Origin of the sequence: Streptomyces sp. NPDC005962 (genome assembly GCF_040629205.1) — a bacterium.
Lineage (GTDB): Bacteria > Actinomycetota > Actinomycetes > Streptomycetales > Streptomycetaceae > Streptomyces.
Window position 1 is genome coordinate 329653 of record NZ_JBEXVE010000007.1, and the last position, 17627, is coordinate 347279.

Here is a 17627-nt window from a genome sequence, read left to right on the forward strand (position 1 = left end):
CCCATGGCCGCATCACCTCTTCCGGCGGCCGCCGCGCCGCTGGTCATCGGTTCGTCGACGCTGCGGAACCGGCTGGTCGCCACGGCCCACGCCAGCGGTTTCGTACGGGATGGGCTGCCCGTTGGCGGCGACGCCGCGTATTGGGGCCGTCTGGCGGCCGGTGGCGCGGCGCTGCTGGTCTGCGGCGGTACGACGGTGGCGCCGGAGTCCGCGCCGCGGCAGGGGAACATCCTTCAGCTCCATCGTCCGGAGGCGGTGGGTCCGCTGCGGGAGCGGGTGGAGGCCATGCACGCCGAAGGCGCGGTCGCCGTCTGCCAGCTTGTTCATCTGGGCCGGGAGACGCTCGGTGCGCAGTCGTACTACGCACCGGTCGCTCCCGCGGCCGTGCGCTCTCCTCGTGAGCCGACGGCGCCGCGTGCTCTGCTCGGCAGCGAGATCGACGAGGTGGTGGAGGCGTTCCGCGTAGCGTCCGCCCACGCTCTGGAGGCGGGGTTCGACGGCATCGAATTGCACGCCGCTCACGCCTATCTGCTGGAGCAGTTCCTCTCGCCGCGCACGAACCCGCGCCGTGACGGGCTCGAGGTACTGGAGCGGGTGATCGCCGCGGTTCGCGGGCTGTCGGCCGACGCATTGCTGGGCATCCGTTTCAGCGTCGACGCCTCGGAGGACGTGGCGCTGACGCCGGACGAGCTGGCCGCGCTGCTGCCGGCCGTGGATCCGCTGGTCGACTATGTCAACGTCACCGTCGGGGTGCGGACCACGTACGTCCGTGACATGGCCACCGAACGCCCCCCGGTGCTGGATGATCTGGCGCGTCTGCGGCCGCTCGTCACCCGGCCGCTCGTGGTGTCCCACGCCTTCCGCACCGCGGCCTCGATCGGCGACGCCCTGGCGGCCGGAGCCGACCTGGTGGGGATGGCGCGCGCACTCATCGCCGACCCGGACCTGCCGCACAAGGTGCTCACAGGACGTGCGGCGGAGGTCCGGCCCTGCGTGGCCTGCAACGAGGACTGCCGGACGTTCGACCCGGTGCTGCTGTGCGTGGTCAACCCGGACCTCGCACCGTCCGGTGAACCGCGTCGGCCCGCCGCACCGCTGGTGCGCGCGTGGGACCCTGCACGCGCCACCGCACAGCGCGTCGCCGTCGTGGGGGCGGGCCCCGCGGGCCTGGAGTGCGCGCTGAGTCTCGCCCAGGCGGGGGTGGCGGATGTCGTCCTCTACGAGGCCGCCGACCGGTTGGGCGGACAGCTCACCACGGCGGCTCTGGCGCCCCACCGCACCGGTTGGGCCGCGCTGCTCGGCTTCTACGAACGGGGGCTGTCCGCCGCGAGTGTCGACGTACGTCTCGGGCAGACCGTGGAGCCGGACGCCGAACTCGAAGGATTCGACGCCGTGGTGCTGGCCACGGGCGCGGAGGAGACATCACCGCTGCTGGAGACCGGGGCCATGGCCTCGTCGGTCGCGCTGGCGCGGGGAGTTCCTTCGCTGGCAGGTGCCGCCCATGTGCTCGTGGCCGACGACGGGTTCGGCTGGTGGCCCGGGTGCGATGTCGTAGAACTGGCCGTAGCCGCGGGGGTTCCCCGCATCACATTCGTCACGCCGGGAACGGCCTTCGCGGGGGCGATCCCGCCCGAGAGCCGTGTCCAACTGCTGGAACGTCTGTCGGGCACCTGCGAACTTGAAATCCTGCCGCTGTGCACGGCGACCGGCATCAGCCCCGAGGGCGTCACCGTCGCTCACCGCACCTCCGGACGGACCACCACCGTGCCCGCGGACCGTGTCGTCGTGGTGGGGGAGCGCCGCCCGTACGGCGCCCTGGACTGCGTCGCCCCCTTGGTGCTGACGGTTGGCGACGCCGTGGTTCCGCGACGTGTGGCGCACGCGATCGCCGAGGGGCGGGAGGCCGCCGTCAGAATCGCCACCGCTGTACGACGCCGTATGCCGCAAAGACGCGCTCTTCCCTTGTACCTGACCAAACCAAACTGATATTGGTTCAATAAGGTTCAACCCGTGCACATGAGCTGCGTGTGAACGATGACAGCGAGAAGGTCGTGAATCCCGGAGCGATGTCGATGAACGAGAGACGCCTCATGACGCCCGTCACGGTGGTATGGGCATGATGCGGACCGGACGGGAGATCCGGGTCAGGGCATACCCGGTCGGCGGCGTCAGTCCGGATGACTTCGAGGTGGTCGAGGTCGCTGTGCCCCGGCCCCGGGGCGGGGCAGGTGCTCGTACGCAACACATGGACATCGGTGGACCCCGGCCGTCGGCTTCGCCTACGTCCCGACGCGCCCTCCGGCTCGGGACGTCGTGTGGCATGTCCAGGGCTGGCGCGAGTGCGCCGTCGTGGAGGCGGGTGCCGAGCAGCTCGGGGGACTCGGCACCCTGACCCGCCTGGATGTCGAGGAATGCGAGCCGCGGTGGTATCTCGGTCCGCTGGGCGGTATGGGGCTGACGGCCTACGCTGGTCTGCATGTCGTCGACGCGCTACGAGGCGGGGAGACGGGCTGGGTTTCGGCCGCCGCGGGGGCGGTGGGCAGTCTGGCCGTGCAGATCGCCCGGCTCATGGGCAACCGGGTAGTGGCCAGCGCGGGCACCGACGACAAGGTCGGCTGGCTGCGCGACCGCCTGGGCGCCGAGGCCTTCAACTACCGCGTGGGGAACATCGGGGCAAGGCTGGGCGATATCGCGCCCGACGGGATCGACGTCTAGGTGTGTTGTCCGGGGTGGTTGGTGAAGCGGCTGGCTGGGGGGTTGGGCCGTTGGTAGGCCCATTCGTCCAGCAGGGTGCGGGTGCGGTGGAAGCGTTCGACTTTGCCGTTGGTCTGGGGGCGCCAGGGGCGGGTCCAGCGGGGGCTGATGCCCAGGTCATGGTAGGTCTGGCGCCAGGTGTTCTTGCTGTAGGCCCAGGCGTTGTCGGTCAGCACACGCTCGATGGCTCCCTGTCCGCTTCCCATCAGCAGGGACCGGCCGGGCGGCAGCCGGCGGCCGAGCGCGGCGGCCACGCCTGCGGATCGAGGATGCCCAGTACATACGCCCGGCTGACCAGCGCCAGCCGGGTGGGTGCCGCCAGCAACTCCCGCAGCCGGCAGAGGTGATAGTCCAGGGTCTGCCGGGAGAGCCGGAGCGAGGCGGCGATCTCGTTGTTGCCGTGCCCGGCGGACAACAGGGTGAGGATGCGCAACTGCGCCGCGGTGAGCGGTGGCAGCGGCGGGTGCGGCAGGGTGTGGTGGGGCAGTACCGCCCAGACGCCGCGGGCCCGCCGTGAACCGCTGCTGACGGCGGTGAGCAGTACCCGGGCCCGCCACTCATCGCCCCGGGCGTCGAGGAAGACCGCGGAGGTCTGGAACCGGCGCCGGCGCCGGTTCACCAGGTCCCGCCAGGCGTGGCGAAGCCCGGCCAGATCGTCGGCGGGGGCCAGATAGCGGTGGGCGGGGCGGCCGAGCAGGTCGGGCACATGGACCCGGAGCAGTTCCGCGGCCGAGGCGCTGACCCGGAGGATCCGGCCGCCCGGCGAGAGCAGGGCGCAGGGCAGACCGCTGTGTTCGCTGAGCGCCTGGAGGTCCTCCTCGGCGGCGCGCCGCCGGCTCAGGGCGAGGGTGCAGTCGGTGATGTCGATGTAGATCCCGGCCACACAGGCCTGGCCACCTGCGGCCACCGGGAAGCGGTGGCCGACCGCGCGCCCGGGTGAGCCGTCGGGGCGGTGGTAGCCGATGGTGTGCCGTACCGGCTTGCCCGAGCTGAGCACCTGCCGGTCCAGGGCCTGGAAGGTCGCCACGTCCTCGGGGGCGTCGACATCCGTGACGCTGCTGCCGATCACGGCGTCGGGGGTGGTGCCGTACAGATGGGCGTAGGCGTGGTTGGCCCACAGGTAGCGGCCGTGGGCGTCGCGGATGAACGCCGCGGCGGGCGCGAAGTCGGCGAAGTCGGTGAACGCGGCGTAGCCGTGACGTCCGAGCTCCAGGGCGCTGATGTCCACCGCGAGCCCGCTGACCCCGCCCCGGCCGTCACCGGCCAGTCGGCCGGGATAGGAAGTGACGTCGAACAGCCGCCCGCCGAACCGGACCTGGCGGCGGTCGATCCCCGACTCCCGACCCTCGGCGGCCGCGCCTTCCCGCGCGGCGTCGGCCGTGCCGCAGAGACTGTCGACGAACCGCTGTGCCGTGCCGGGGTCATGGAAGGCGCCCCCGCCGCAGTTGACGATGCGCAGCCCCTCATCGGCTTCCCACCATGACACAGGCATGCGCTCGAGCAGCGTACTCAGGCCCATATCGGACACCAGCCGCCTTCCGGTCCGGCCTCCGGGTGCGGACCGCCGAAGGCATGGCTAAGGATTGCCCAGGCCCCGCGCTCACATGCGGCGTAACCAGCCGAAAGGGACAAGGGGTCGAGAAGGGCTGAAACCCATGCCCGATGGCCTCGCTCGCCGTGAACACCTCGTGGCACTCAGGCATTTGCCTGAGTGCCCACCCCCGGTTCGAGGGGTACGCGTCAGGCCCGATTGGTTCGCCTGACGGGCCCGGATCGCGGCGGATGTGCCGGTCCGCCGGTTTTTGCTGAGCCGTCGAGAAACTCTGAACCGAGGAGTTGTTATCTGTGAGTAAGGTGCTGTTTGTCTATGCCAAGGGCGGGCCGCCGCTGGAATACGCGCTGTCCCGGGTCGCCGCGAAGGCCGAAGTACATCTGCTCGTGCTCAGTCCCCTTCCGCTCTCCGCCCACGAGGTGGTCACCCGGCTGTGCGCCTCGGTGGTCGCCCCCGTGGACACCGCGTCCCGGGACCTCGTCGCGCTCATCACGGCTCAGGCACAGGCCGTCGGCGCCGACGCGGTGTTCACCCCGTCCGAGTACGCCGTGGTGGCGGTGGCCGACGCCTGCGAGCGGCTGGGTCTCGCCGGGGCCGGTGCGCACTGCGTGCTGGCCCGGGACAAGCGGATGATGCGCCGCACCTGGGACGCGCACGGGGTGTCCCAGCCACGGTTCCGCTCCGTGGCCACCGAGCGCGATCTGCACGAGGCCGCGGCCGAGATCCCGTACCCGATGCTGATGAAGGCAGCCTGGAGCGCCGGGTCCACCGCCCATCAGATCCTGCGCGGCCCGGAGGACATCGCGCCCGCCTGGGCCCGGGCCCGTGAGGTGATGGAGGAGTCCGCCCGCCAGGGGTACGCCGAGCTCCATGTGGCCGGGGCGGACGCCGACTTCCTCGTCGAGGAGATCGTGACGGGCACGGCCGGGGACTGGTTCGAGGAGCCGGGCTGGGGCGACTACGTCAGCGTCGAGGGCGTCGTGGCCGAGGGCGTCCATCACCCGGTGTGCCTGAGCGGGCGGATGCCCACCGTCGAGCCGTTCACCGAGCGCGCCGGGATCACCCCCGCCCTGCTCCCCGAGGACGCCCAGCGCAAGGTGGTGGAGCTGGCGACGGCCGCCGTGGACGCGCTCGGCCTGCGCACCTGCGGCACCCACACCGAGATCAAGCTGGGCGCCGACGGACGGATGTGGGTCATCGAGACCGCCGCGCGGTTCGGTGGCGCGATGACCGTCCCCCAGATCGAGGAGGTCTTCGGGGTGGACATCATCGGCATGCTCATCGACCGGCTGCTCGGCCGCGAGGTCGACTGGCCCGATCCGGGACCCGGTTCGGTGCTGGGCGCCGCGGACGCCAAGGGCGCGGCCGGCTCGCTGGTGGTGCTGGCCGTGGACGGCTCCGGCGCGCCGTGGCCGGACCGGCGGCTGTGGGACTTCGACGCCGTCCAGCGCTCCGGACTGATCTCCACCGGGGCGCGGCTGACGAAGGTGGCCGAGCACTCGCTGCCGGACGGCACCCCGGTGCCGGTCTACGACCCGGCGGCGGGCGCGAACACCATGGCAGCGCAGTGTCTGCTGGTGGCCGACGATCCGGTCACGGTGATACGTGACTTCGAAAGGCTCAACGACGCCCTGCCCACCGCCCTGCCGCCTGTCCCTGCCGCCGGGAGGCCGTGATGACCGGCATCAGCGCGTTTCCGAGCCCGGCCACCGCGCCCGGCACCGATGCCACCGTGGTCGGCGAGAACCTGTCACTGCCGCTGTTCCGGTCGCTGTCCGGAGTGCTGGCCGGACACCCGTATCTGAAGGTGGTGGTCGACCGCGCCGAGCACACCTGGCATCTGCTGGACACCGCCGTCCACCCCTTCCACGTCAACTATGTGGCCACCCGCATCCTCGGGATGGACCTGGACGAACTCGACGCCGGACTCGACGCGTTCAACGCCTCGGTGTACACCGACCCCGGCCGCCGCTTCCTGCTCGGTGTGCTGTCGCTGCACGCCGACGAGGACACCGAGGGCCGGGACCGGCCGTTCCTGGTGCTGGAGACCACCGAGGCCGACACCATGGACGGCCCCTTGCTCCAGGAGTTCTACGACTTCGTCCGGGAGCGGGTTGACGGGCGGCTGCCGTTGCTGCTGAAACCCGCCAACCACGGCCAGGAAGCGGCACTCGCCCCGGTGAGCGACGTAACGCTGCCGCGCGTCCTCAGCCACGAGCTGTTCGTCAGCCGCCCCCGCACCCCGCTGAACACCGGGGAGGTCATCGGCCGGCTGCGCTGGTTCGCCTCGCTCGAGGAGTACCGCGCGCACGCCGCGGACCTCGGCTGGTCGGACATCGTGGCCATGGACTGTCTGCCCGACGATGTGCCACGGGTGGCCGGATTCATCAACGCCGCCCCCATCACCCCGCTGTCCCACACCAATGTGCTGGCCTCCGGCTGGGGCATCCCGAACGCCATCGTGCGCGACATGGCCCGGCTGGTGGAGTCGGAGGAGCTGGACGGGGCGTGGGTGTGCTACCGGGTCCAGGACGACGAGGTGAGCCTGGTCCGGCTGCACGAGGTCCCGGAGCTGGACGAGCCCGCGTGGCACCAGCAGCGAATCCGGCTGGAGCCGCCGCTGCTGGAGGACATCCCCGTCCTGGAACTGCGCCGGCTGCGCCGCGAGGACCGCGACCGCTACGGCACCAAGGCCGCCAACCTCGGTGAACTCCACCATGTGCTGGACAGCCGCACCGCCGACCTCACCGCCTTCTACGGCCGCGCCCGGCCGCCCCGGAAGGATCTGTACGGCCATCTCGCCTCCCGGCTGGCCGCGTCCGCCGACCCCGAGGCGCTGCGCCAGGCGGCCTCGGAGTTCGTGGCGGCCACCGTCACCGCGCCCGACGGGGTGGCGCTGCCGTTCGCCCTCCAGCACCGCTTCCTGATCTCCTCGCCCGCTCTGCAACAGGGCATCGGCAAGCTGAAGATGGCGCTGGAGCTGGGAGCCACCGACGTACTGGACCCGCTGTGCCTGAGCCTCCAGCAGCTGGTGCGCGGCACCCCGGTGCCGGAGGAAGTGGCCGCGCGGATCACCGGCCCGTTCGCGGACCGGGTGTGCCGCAAGCGGCTGGTGGTGCGGTCCTCCTCCAATGCCGAGGACCTGCCCGGCTTTTCCGCCGCCGGGGTCTACGACTCCATCACCACGGTGCACGGCACGGACGAACTCCTCGACGCCGTACGGCAGGTGTGGGCCTCGCTGGTGTCGCCGCGCAGTGTCCGGCTCCGTCAAGAGGCGGGCATCTCCCTGGACGACACCTACATGGGCGTCATCGTGCAGGAGTACACCCCGGCCGAGCTCGGCGGGGTGCTGGTCACCTGCAACCCCACGCGGCGCGAGGACTTCCGCAACGTCTACCTCAACTGCACGCCCGGTTCGCCCGAGAGCGTCGTCGACGGCACCGCGCTGCCGTTGCAGTACCTCTACAACACCGTGGAGGGCGGGGGCCGCACCGTGGACCTCGGTTCGTCGGTTACGGACCTGCCGTCCTCGACCCGGGCGCGGCTGGCGGATCTCGCGCTCACCGGGCGGCTGCTCCAGTCGCACTTCGCGGACGATCCGGATGATCCGCTGGACGTCGAGTGGCTGATGACCGAAGCGGGCGGTTTCAAGCTGGTGCAGCTCCGCCCGTACGCGCTGTGAAGGGCCGTGTGCCGTTCCTCCGCCGCTCCCCGGCGGAGGAACGGACCCCGCTCAGCGCCGGGGCACGCCGGGTCATCGCCCTCAACAACGGCTTCCAGCTGCTGTTCAACCTGCTGTGGTGGATGCCGGTCTTCTACGCCTACCAGCGGCAGGCCGGGCTCTCGGACGCGCAGATCTTCGGCATCCAGTCCCTCTACTACATCGCGTTCTGCCTGTTCGAGATCCCGACCGGCCTGGTGGCCGACCGGATCGGCGCCCGCAACTGTCTGCGCGCGGGCGCCGTGGTGATGACCGCGGCGAACCTGGTCCCGGTTCTCTCCCCCGACTACACCGGCTTCCTGGTCCACTTCCTCGCCATCGCCGCGGGCCGCTCCCTCACCTCCGGGGCGGCCAGCGCCTACCTCTACGACGCACTGCACGCGGAGGGCGCGCACGACCACTATCTGCGCGCCGAGGGCAACGCGCGGGCGCTCGGGCTGGCCGCGAAGGTGATGTGCTGGCCCCTGGTGGGCCCCCTGATGGCGCTGTCCCGGCCCACCCCGTACCTCCTCAGCGCGGTCAGCGCCGGGGCGTCACTGGCCTGTGCCATGGCCCTGCCCCAGCTGGTAGGCGCGGAGTCGGGGACACGCCGGTCGGGGGTGTGGCGGGAGGCCGGGCGGGCGCTGCGTCAGCTGCGCGGCTCCCCGTGGCTGGCCCTGGTGATGGTGCAGGGCGTGGCGGTCTTCACGCTCTCCCGGATCTGCCAGGTGAACTTGTTCCAGCCGATCCTGATCGACCAGGGCATCCCGGAGCCCTCGCACGGCGGTGTGCTGGCGGCGGTGACGGTGGCCGAGGCCGTGGGCGCGGCCCGGCCGCAGTGGCTGGGCCGCAAGCTGAAACCGCTGACGATGGTGTCCGTCTTGAGCCTGGCGATGGCGGTGTCCCTGGCCGGGATCACCCTCGGCGGGCCGATGGCGGCGGTGGCGCTGCTCTGCCTGTTCTCGGCGGTCACCGGCTTTGCGTATCCGATTCAGCGCAAACTGGTGAACGACGCGGTGCCGCCGGGTGCTCCGCGGGCCACCCTGCTGTCGGTGGAGAGCATCATCGACCGCGCGGTGTGCGCCCTGGTGGCGGTGGCTGCGGGCGCGTACCTCTCGGCGGGCCGGATGGACGCGCTGCTGTGGCACAGCGCCGCCATGACCGCTGCGGTGATGCTCGCGGTGCACCTGGCCGTGCTGATCGGACGGCCCCTGCGCCCCCGCCCGCCACGGGCAGCCGGCGAGGAGCGTCAGGAGGCCGTCGGGCACGCACGAAGGTGATATCGGGCCAGTGAGGGTGTCAAGGACGGCCGCCTCCCGCCCCAAGCTGATCGTCTGGGCCGTCAACGGCACCCCGCGCCTGGCCTCGAATGCGTCCGTTGGGGCGCAGGTCGATGTGCTCGCCCAGTTCCAGCGGGGACGAGCAGCGCGCCCGTATGCCGGCCGCGTCGTGGTCGGCATACACCTGTGTGGCCTTGCGGTCCAGCTCGGCCGTCGTACGGAAGCAGCTGACGCTGTTCTGCCATACGCCGCAGGCCTTCGCCGCGTCCCAACCGCCGGACAGGTCGATCTTCTTTCCTTCGAACGTCGCGATGGCGCCTCGCGGAGCGGACGCTGCTGCTGCCTGACCGGTGGTGACCGACCCAGCGCCGACTACGGCCGCAGCGGCCAGTGTGGCGGCGAAGAATGTCTTGCGTCGCACTGTGGCTTCCCCCTTGGGATAGGGGACGGGCCGTGGAGCCCATCCCTGGTGAACCCTTGTGATCCCAGAACGTACGGTCCGCCCCGTACGACCCGCGTCCCACACGGGGTTGAACTCCCGCGCGGACCGGCGCGGTAGTCGCCCGGTTCCTACAACGGCCCCGGGGATCAACGGAACCGTGGTTGGCGCTGAGATTGATCTTCGTCTGCTATAGGGCAGCCCCTGAACCACGAGCGGAGAGCCCGGTTCTCATCTTCGCCGGGAGCAACGCACAATGCCTTAGCGAAGCGCGCCAGTTCCTGCGCGTCGTGAGGACGGCGGTGACCAGGTCGACGGCGACGGTCCCGAGTCGCGCAGCGTCCTGCGGGGTGTAGCTTGCGCTGTCGTCTGTGAGGTTGGTCAGGAAGTCCGCCGGCAGCCGGCCGATGCCTTTATCGCCGGGGAGGGGGCGGCAGATGAGCTGCTCAAGGTGGCGGACAGGTATGGGAAGCAGCGTGCGGGCGAACTGGATGACAACCGACTCGTTACCCTTGGCGTAGGTGACGTAGGGACGTGAGCTGTCGAAGAGCACCAGCTCACCCGGGCTGAGTGGAGCGTGCATCCGGTTCTGCTCGAGCACATGCGAACCGGAGCGCATGAAGCCCACCTGCAGACACTCCGGGTCAGAGACGCGGATCATCTTCGGAGTCCGCAACGTGCAGGATGACGGGTACGCCATCGCTGAGACCCGCACCGGCCCCAGCGGCATCGCTCTCAACCACCCGTGGAAGACGTCGGTGTCAACCAGCCGGAAAGATACCGGCATCACCCTATCCCGGGTTACATCCGCCCATGCGTCAAGAACATCCCGCGCAGGGAAGTCATTGCTGTTAAAGATATTCTCCACGGATTCCCTCCAGCGCGCCCTCAGATGATCCAGAACCAGAGGGTGTCCGCCGCCGGGCCCTCATCTTGCATCGCGGCGAGAAATACAAGGCCGTCAACCGTCGGTCCACACCAGCCACCCCCAACTACCGAACCCCGGGCACTCGGCCTCACCCTGGCCGTTCGGAGTCGCTGTCCGCCCCGGGCCGGCGCTGCCACACTCAGGCCCGTTCGTTCACCGACTTTGTTAGAGGAAGCGTTGAGTCAGTCGGCACCTGGGCTTCAACGACGTGGCATCCGAATCGCTTTGGTTGCGGAATCACGGATGTTGTCGTGGACAGTGGCCGGGTGAGCCAGGCGTTCTCGGCAACCCGTTTCTGCTTTCGCTCAGAGGAAGATCACGTCTCCGGTGCGCCGGTAAGCGCCGACGGAGGAGCAATAGGCGTACGACCACACGCAGTCCGCGTTTGCCTGTTTGGTGCTGGCGCTTCGAGCAGTGGCGGGCTTGCTGGTTACGGCGACGCGGGCGGCAACCATGGCTGTAGCGGCCAGAGCCTTGATCGGCTTCGATTTCATATTAATCTACCCCTCATCTTGCATCCATGAAAGAACGAATTTCGCGCCTCATCATGCTGAGGCGATTTTGCTGAAACTAGATCTCTTTCGGTCAAGTGCCCCCGAGGCGATGGAATCGAAAATAGATAATTCAATGCCTCGACTGTGGCAGGTGTTGCAGCGGAGCTTTGATCACGCAGCGCTGCTTGTTCGGTTGCGGCGCGGCTATCCTTCCCCGCCGCTGGTTGTGGGCCGGGCGACCGGGGGGTACGGGGGAGTGCGGGTCCCGAGTCATCGGGGTTCTCCTGAAGGCGGAGGAGGGGCGGCCGGGGAGGACGTCCTGAAAGAAGGGGCGGGCCGACCACGGACTGATCCGCGGGCCCGGTGGTTGCCGGGCTGAACGGCGTTGCTACTAGACCGCCGGGTATCGGCTTGTTCGGGGAACCTCCGGCCGACCCCTGGTGCCGAGTTCGCCCCACCATGCATGGTCGGTATGCGGATGATCCGGCGATGCCGGGCAGGCGTAGAGCTGCAGATCATAGCCTCCGGCGACGTCGACCATGGCCGGTTTCGCCGGGTGGGGGTTGGTGGTGGACGGCGTGGCGTGGGCTTGATCCTCGTAGGGGATCCAACTGCGGGTGTCGTCGTCCCATTCGGTCGTGGCGATGGTCAGCAGCGGGGCCATCTGCGCATTGCAGGCGTCGCAGAACCGGGGGATGGGGTCGGTGAGGCCCCAGCTTGTCCAGCCGCCGACCTTCCAGCCGGGAGCGAGCGACAACTCGTTGCGGTAGAACTCCGCCGGGGCGGGCTCGTAGTAGCTGTTGGCGCGGAGCGGTGATCACAGTGCGGCGCCGCAGGAGCGGTTCCTCCGCGGCATGACCCGGGTGCTCCGGTGCGGTGGTCCTCTGGAGGCCGGGGCGGAGGTGTCGCTGACCCCCTTCGGGATGCTGGGGCTGGCCCCCGTGCGCGTCGGGGTGTTGACGCCATGGCGCCGCATGGTCCCCGGTCCGTACGTTTAAGCAGGTCAGAGCGTTGCTGGCCGATTTAAGGACCGGAGTCCTCCATGTCTCAGACCGCCGCGCCGTCTGTGTCCACCGCTCCCGTCGGCGCCACCGCGCAGCAGGGGAGTGAGTTCACTGTCCTGCTGCGGAAGGTCAGGGGACAGGGGCTGCTGGAACGTCGTAAGGGCTGGTACGCGCGGATGATCACCGTGAACCTCCTCGCCCTGGCCGCCGTGGTGACAGGGTTCGTCGTCGCCGGGGACACCTGGTGGACGCTGCTGCTCGCCGCGCCGCTCGCCATTCTGTCCGCCCGCACTGCCTACGTCGGCCACGATGCCGGGCACGCCCAGATCGCCGTCGGCCGCCGGGCGAACCGCGCTGTCGGACTCCTCCACGCCAATCTGCTCCTGGGTATGAGCTACGCGTGGTGGAACGACAAGCACAACCGGCACCACGCCAACCCCAACCACATCGAGAAGGACCCGGACGTCGGCGCCGGCGCACTGGTGTGGACCGCGGAGCAGGCCGCTGTGCGCCGGGGATTCGCCCGCTGGGTCACCCGCCGCCAGGCTTGGCTGTTCTTCCCGATGCTGCTGCTCGAAGGCATCGCCTTGAAGGTGAGCAGTGTCCAGGACCTGCGGCGGCAGCCGGTGCGCGAGCGGGCCGTCGAGGGCGCGCTGCTGGCGCTGCACGCGGCCGGTTACGGCGCCCTGCTGCTCACCTGCCTGCCGGTGGGCAAGGCCGTCGCGTTCGCACTGCTCCATCAGGCCCTCTTCGGGCTCCACTTGGGAATGGCCTTCGCGCCCAATCACAAGGGCATGGACATGCCCGACCCGGCGGGCGAGCGCTGGGGCCATCTGCGCCGCCAGGTCCTGACCTCGCGGAACGTCCGGGGCGGGCCGGTCACGGACTGGCTCCTGGGCGGGCTGAATTACCAGATCGAGCACCACCTCTTCCCGAACATGCCCAGGCCCCACCTCAGGCTCGTACAGCCTCTGGTCCGCGAACACTGCCGCAACCTCGGGCTCCCGTACGCCGAGACCGGGCTCCTCGACTCCTACCGGCAAGGTCTGCGGCACATGCACACGGTCGGCGCTGCGGCCCGGCCAGAATGAGAGCGCCGAGCGCCGGTCTCCGGAGCCCACTGCGTGTGTCCCGGTTCTCCTCACGCAACCCGGCCGTGCCGAGCCGGATGTTCTCACAGCACCTTGCGCCGCAGCCCTTCTTGATCCCGCCGGAACGCCGGACCGGCGGTGGGGTCGCCCAGCACCCGACGTACGGCGCGCTGGCTGTGCGGCCGTGGGCTTGACGCGGCTGAAAGGAATCCGATGATGGCGAGGTGAGGACACAGAACGGTGAGTCGGTTCTGGCGAGGGCCGTACGGATCTTCGAGGCGTTCACGCCGGAGGAGTCGGCCCTGACCGTCTCGCAGATCTCCCGCCGTACGGAGCTGCACGTGGCGACCGCGTCGCGGCTGGTGGCCGAGCTGGTCTCGTACGGGTTCCTGACCCGGGACGCCGACCGCCGAGTCCGGATCGGTATGCGCATGTGGGAGCTGGCCACCCGGGCCTCGCCCACCCTGTCGCTGCGCAACGCGGCGATGCCGTTCATGGAGGGCGTCCACGATGTCGTCGGGCATCATGTGCAGCTCGGCGTGCTGGACGGCGACGAAGTGCTGTTCCTGGAGCGGCTGACGGCCCCGGGGGCGGTCGTCAACTACACCCGCATCGCGGGCCGCCTCCCGCTGCACGCCTCCTCCAGCGGCCTGATCCTCCTCGCCCATGGCCCCTCCGACCTGGCCCGACGGGTGCTCGACGAACCCCTGTACCGCTACACCCCGAACACGCCGGCCACCGCCGCGCGGCTGCGGGCCGAGCTGGCCGAGGTCCGCCGACAGGGGTACGCGAACTGCCCCGGGTACGTGCACCCCGACGTCCTGGGCATCGCGGCGCCGGTGCGTGACGCGCGCGGTGAGGTGGTGGCCGCGCTGGCGGTGATCGTCCCGAACGAGGCAGGGGCCGCGTCCGTCGCGCCGGTGGTGCGGACCGCGGCACGTGGTGTCTCCCGGGCGCTGGGGGCACCGGCCGCCCAGGGGCGGCCGCAACGAGGCGGATGACTCACGTGGCGGCAGTGCGACGGCCGTATGACGATCACCGGAAATTCGTCTCTCACTGATTGAGAACGCCATCGCGACGGTTCGTGGTGGCCGCGCATCCTGCCTGCAACCCAACGACGGGAGGCGGCGACGTGGTCGGAATCAGCGTGGTTGCGGATGTCGGGTCCGGCGTCGGCACGGGACAGCCGACGCGCGGGGGCGCGGCAACTCTGGAGGTCTCCGCGAAGGAGCGCGTCGCCGAAGGCGTCGTGTCACTCACCCTCATGCGCCCGGACGGTGCCCGGTTGCCGGACTGGACACCGGGTTCCCACATCGACCTGGTGTTGCCGGAAGGGACGACCCGGCAGTACTCCCTGTGCGGCGACCGATGGGACGCGCACACCTACCGGATCGCAGTACTGAGGGAACCAGCGGGACGCGGCGGATCCGCTTACGTACACGACCAGCTGCGGCCGGGGGACCGCGTCGGGGTCGGCGGCCCGCGCAACCACTTCCCCCTCGTGCCCTCGGAGAAGTACCTCTTCATCGCGGGCGGCATCGGCATCACCCCGCTGCTGCCCATGGTGCGCCAGGCCGAACTGCTCGGTGCCGAATGGCAGTTGCTGTACGGCGGCCGGACCCGGGCATCGATGGCCTTTCGCGAGGAGCTGACGGAGACCTACGGTGAGCGAGTACACATCGTCCCGCAGGACGAGCTCGGACTGCTGGACCTCGCGACCCCGCTGGGCGGCCCGCGACCGGACACCAAGGTGTACTGCTGCGGCCCCGCCCCGCTGCTCGCCGCCGTCGAAACGGCCTGCGCCGCCTGGCCGCCGTACGCCCTGCGCGTCGAGCGCTTCACCGCCGCCGCGCGGACCGCGCCGGTGCGGGAGACGCCCTTCGAGGTCGAGCTGCGCCGCTCGGGACGTACCGTCACCGTGACTCCGGAGGTCTCGGTGCTGGAGGCGGTACGTCGTGCGGGAGCGGACGTGCTGTCCTCTTGCGAGCAGGGAACCTGCGGCACCTGCCTGACGCCGGTGCTGGAAGGGCAGCCCGACCACCGGGACTCCGTTCTCACCGACCGCCAACGGGGGGCGGACGACTGCATGTTCGTGTGCGTGTCCCGATCCTGCGGCGACCGTCTCGTCCTCGATCTCTGAGACCTCCCTACATCCCCAAGGAGCCGCGATGTCCGAGGCACTGCAGCGTGCTGTTTCGCTGCCCGTCAGTGACGCCGATCCGTTCGCCCACGAGGTCCTGCTGGACCCCGAACCGCTGCACCAGGCCCTGCGCGAGGCCGGTCCGGTCGTGTACCTGCCGCGCTACGACGTCCACGCGCTGGCCCGCTACGACCAGGTGCACGCCGCGCTGGTGGACTGGCAGCACTTCGAGTCGGGCTCCGGCGTGGGCCTGGCCAACTTCCGTCACGAGAGGCCATGGCGCCCGCCGAGCCTGCTGCTGGAGGCGGACCCGCCCCGCCACGACGCCCCCCGCCGGGTGCTGAGCGAGATCCTCGCCCCGCCCGTCCTGCGGCGTCTGCGCACGACGTGGGCCGCGGTGGCCGAGGAACTCGTCGACCAAGCCCTCGCCGAATCCACGGAGTTCGACGCCTTCGTGGCGCTGGCGGAGGCGTTCCCCCTGCGGGCCTTCCCCGACGCGGTGGGCCTCGGCCCCGACGGCCGGGAGAACCTCCTGCCGTACGGAAACATGGCCTTCAACGCGTTCGGTCCGCGCAACGACCTCGTCGCGGCGGACGCCCACCGGATGGCCGAGCTTTCGGCATGGGTGAACGCCCAGTGCGTCCGGGAGGCACTGAGCGGGGACGGCTTCGGCGCACAGATCTGGGCCGCTGCCGACCGCGGTGATCTCACCCGCGAACAGGCACCGTTGGTGGTGCGGTCCCTGCTCACCGCCGGCATCGACACCACCGTGCACGGCCTGGCGGCCTGCCTGTACGCCTTCGCCACCCACCCCGGCGAATGGCAACGGCTCCGGGAGCGGACCGATCTGGCGCGGACCGCCTTCGACGAAGCAGTGCGCTGGCAGTCACCGGTGCAGACGTTTTTCCGCACCGCGACCACCGACGTCACCATCGCCGGAACGCTCGTCCCTGAGGGCGCGAAGATCCTCATGTTCCTCGGCGCGGCCAACCGCGACCCAGGCCGCTGGCACGACCCCGACCGCTTCGACCTCACCCGTGCCCCCTCCGGCCACGTCGGCTTCGGCATGGGACTGCACCAGTGCATCGGCCAGCACGTCGCCCGCCTGGAGGCCGAGGCTCTGCTGACCGCCCTGGCGCGTCGCGTCGAGCGGATCGAACTCACCGGCACACCGCACCGCCACCCCAACAACACCCTGCGCTCGTGGGCATCCCTGCCCGTGCGCGTCCGGACGGCTGCTTGATCCGCCGTCGATGAGGCATCATCGCGCGGGCGAAGGACAAGCCGGTCGGCATCGAGACGCTCGTGATCCCCGACCCGGATCCAGGCGTGCGGATGTGCGACGTCGGGCCCGGTGACTTCGTGATCCTCAACTGGCGTGTCATGTGCGGCCATTGCCGGGCCTGTCGGCGCTGTCGGCCTTGGGCTCGGTGCCTTCGCCGAGAAGCCCCTGGCCGCGGCAGGGCAGTGCACCAAGGTCGACCCGGCCGCTGCAGGGCTGCTGGGCTGTGGCGTCGATGGCGGGCATCGGCGCGGCGATCCAGCGCGGTCGGCCGCGGTGTTGGCGACGCGGCGGTGATGGGATCCCGGCTGGGCGCGGCGAAGATCATCACCGTGGACATCGACGGCCGCAAGCTCGCCGCTGCGGTGTCGCTGGGCGCCACGCACACCGTCGACGCTCGGGACACGGACCCCGTGACGGCGGTACGCGAGCTGACCGGTGGGGTCGGCGCGGACGTGGTCGCGCGACCTCCCACCCGAGCAGCGTGAAGCGCTCGCCCTGGCTGCGTCTCTTACTGACGAGCTTGCCGGGGCCGACGCCCTGCTGTTCGCGGTGCCGCTCTACAACTGGGGTGTCTCCCAGCATTTCAAGACCTGGGCCGACCTCGTGGTAACCGACCCGAGGATGAGCCCCAAAGCGGTGCCGGTCACCGAGGGCAAGCCCGCGGTGCTGGTCACGGTCCGCGGTGGCGGCTACGGCCCCGGAACCCCGCGCGAAGGCTGGGACCACGCGACCGCCTGGATGCGTCGCATCCTCGCCGACGTATGGCGACTCGACCTCCGCGTCGTCGAGACCGAACTCACCCTCGCCGACACCAACCCGGAAATGGCCCAGCTCAAAGAACTCGCCATGAAGCTTCGGGCTGATGCCGAAGACGCCGCCCGCAGTTGCGGCCAGGCCCTGGCCGGCGTCCGTCCCTGATCGACGCCGGACACGTCGGCCTACCGACCGATGCTCGTGGCG

The 17627-nt window shown here is 70.5% G+C and carries 15 protein-coding genes and 2 pseudogenes; 11 read left to right on the forward strand and 6 right to left on the reverse strand.

Going from position 1 to position 17627, the window contains the following annotated elements; genetic code table 11:
• Nucleotides 1-3: 3 nt before the first annotated feature.
• Nucleotides 4-1986, forward strand: coding sequence for an FAD-dependent oxidoreductase (locus tag ABZ370_RS15235; RefSeq protein WP_358620349.1), 1983 nt, complete (start codon nt 4-6; stop codon nt 1984-1986).
• Nucleotides 1987-2313: 327 nt separating this feature from the next.
• On the forward strand, nt 2314-2715 hold the full coding sequence (locus tag ABZ370_RS15240) for a hypothetical protein (protein ID WP_358620351.1): 402 nt from the start codon (nt 2314-2316) through the stop codon (nt 2713-2715).
• Here the strand turns inward: ABZ370_RS15240 and ABZ370_RS15245 are convergent.
• Nucleotides 2712-2939 (reverse strand): annotated as a pseudogene (locus ABZ370_RS15245) (integrase core domain-containing protein); the annotation flags it as partial. The gene ABZ370_RS15240 and the pseudogene ABZ370_RS15245 overlap by 4 nt on opposite strands.
• A gap of 20 nt (nt 2940-2959) precedes the next feature.
• Nucleotides 2960-4246, reverse strand: a complete 1287-nt coding sequence (locus ABZ370_RS15250; RefSeq protein ID WP_358620352.1) for a PAS domain-containing protein — start codon at nt 4244-4246, stop codon at nt 2960-2962.
• Between the two features lie 353 nt (nt 4247-4599).
• Here ABZ370_RS15250 and ABZ370_RS15255 point away from each other — a divergent pair, with 353 nt between their 5' ends.
• From ABZ370_RS15255 to ABZ370_RS15265, 3 genes are read left to right on the forward strand one after another with little or no spacing between them, the layout of a single operon-like run.
• On the forward strand, nt 4600-5982 hold the full coding sequence (locus ABZ370_RS15255; RefSeq protein ID WP_358620353.1) for an ATP-grasp domain-containing protein: 1383 nt from the start codon (nt 4600-4602) through the stop codon (nt 5980-5982).
• Nucleotides 5982-7988 (forward strand): PEP/pyruvate-binding domain-containing protein, encoded by a 2007-nt coding sequence (locus ABZ370_RS15260; protein ID WP_358620354.1) that lies wholly within the window; start codon nt 5982-5984, stop codon nt 7986-7988. Before ABZ370_RS15255 ends, ABZ370_RS15260 begins: the two co-directional genes overlap by 1 nt.
• An 8-nt stretch (nt 7989-7996) precedes the next feature.
• Nucleotides 7997-9286 carry an MFS transporter gene (locus ABZ370_RS15265; RefSeq protein ID WP_358620355.1) on the forward strand — a complete coding sequence of 430 codons (1290 nt, stop codon included), beginning with the start codon at nt 7997-7999 and terminating at the stop codon, nt 9284-9286.
• Between the two features lie 19 nt (nt 9287-9305).
• Here ABZ370_RS15265 and ABZ370_RS15270 read toward each other — a convergent pair whose 3' ends face one another.
• From ABZ370_RS15270 to ABZ370_RS15285, 4 genes are all read right to left on the reverse strand, one after another.
• The gene (locus ABZ370_RS15270; protein WP_358620357.1) at nt 9306-9707 is read right to left on the reverse strand and encodes a hypothetical protein; all 402 of its coding nucleotides are present in this window, start codon (nt 9705-9707) and stop codon (nt 9306-9308) included.
• Nucleotides 9708-9915: 208 nt separating this feature from the next.
• Entirely contained in the window at nt 9916-10593 is a 678-nt protein-coding gene (locus tag ABZ370_RS15275) for a hypothetical protein (RefSeq protein WP_358620359.1), read from the reverse strand.
• A 365-nt stretch (nt 10594-10958) separates the two neighbouring features.
• Nucleotides 10959-11147 (reverse strand): hypothetical protein, encoded by a 189-nt coding sequence (locus tag ABZ370_RS15280; RefSeq protein WP_358620360.1) that lies wholly within the window; start codon nt 11145-11147, stop codon nt 10959-10961.
• Between the two features lie 391 nt (nt 11148-11538).
• A complete protein-coding gene (locus tag ABZ370_RS15285; RefSeq protein ID WP_358620362.1) occupies nt 11539-11904 on the reverse strand; it encodes a hypothetical protein in 366 nt (121 codons plus the stop codon).
• 285 nt (nt 11905-12189) lie between these two features.
• Here ABZ370_RS15285 and ABZ370_RS15290 point away from each other — a divergent pair, with 285 nt between their 5' ends.
• The 6 genes and pseudogenes from ABZ370_RS15290 (at nt 12190) to ABZ370_RS15315 (ending at nt 17585) form a co-directional block, all read left to right on the forward strand.
• Nucleotides 12190-13242 carry an acyl-CoA desaturase gene (locus ABZ370_RS15290; RefSeq protein WP_358620364.1) on the forward strand — a complete coding sequence of 351 codons (1053 nt, stop codon included), beginning with the start codon at nt 12190-12192 and terminating at the stop codon, nt 13240-13242.
• Nucleotides 13243-13466: 224 nt separating this feature from the next.
• On the forward strand, nt 13467-14243 hold the full coding sequence (locus tag ABZ370_RS15295) for an IclR family transcriptional regulator (protein ID WP_358620366.1): 777 nt from the start codon (nt 13467-13469) through the stop codon (nt 14241-14243).
• A gap of 131 nt (nt 14244-14374) precedes the next feature.
• On the forward strand, nt 14375-15382 hold the full coding sequence (locus ABZ370_RS15300) for a PDR/VanB family oxidoreductase (protein WP_358620367.1): 1008 nt from the start codon (nt 14375-14377) through the stop codon (nt 15380-15382).
• 28 nt (nt 15383-15410) lie between these two features.
• The gene (locus ABZ370_RS15305; RefSeq protein ID WP_358620368.1) at nt 15411-16625 is read left to right on the forward strand and encodes a cytochrome P450; all 1215 of its coding nucleotides are present in this window, start codon (nt 15411-15413) and stop codon (nt 16623-16625) included.
• Nucleotides 16626-16642: 17 nt separating this feature from the next.
• Nucleotides 16643-17125 (forward strand): annotated as a pseudogene (locus tag ABZ370_RS15310) (zinc-binding dehydrogenase); the annotation flags it as partial.
• Nucleotides 17103-17585 carry an NAD(P)H-dependent oxidoreductase gene (locus tag ABZ370_RS15315; protein WP_358620369.1) on the forward strand — a complete coding sequence of 161 codons (483 nt, stop codon included), beginning with the start codon at nt 17103-17105 and terminating at the stop codon, nt 17583-17585. The pseudogene ABZ370_RS15310 and the gene ABZ370_RS15315, both read left to right, overlap by 23 nt.
• The last annotated feature ends 42 nt before the right edge of the window (nt 17586-17627 follow it).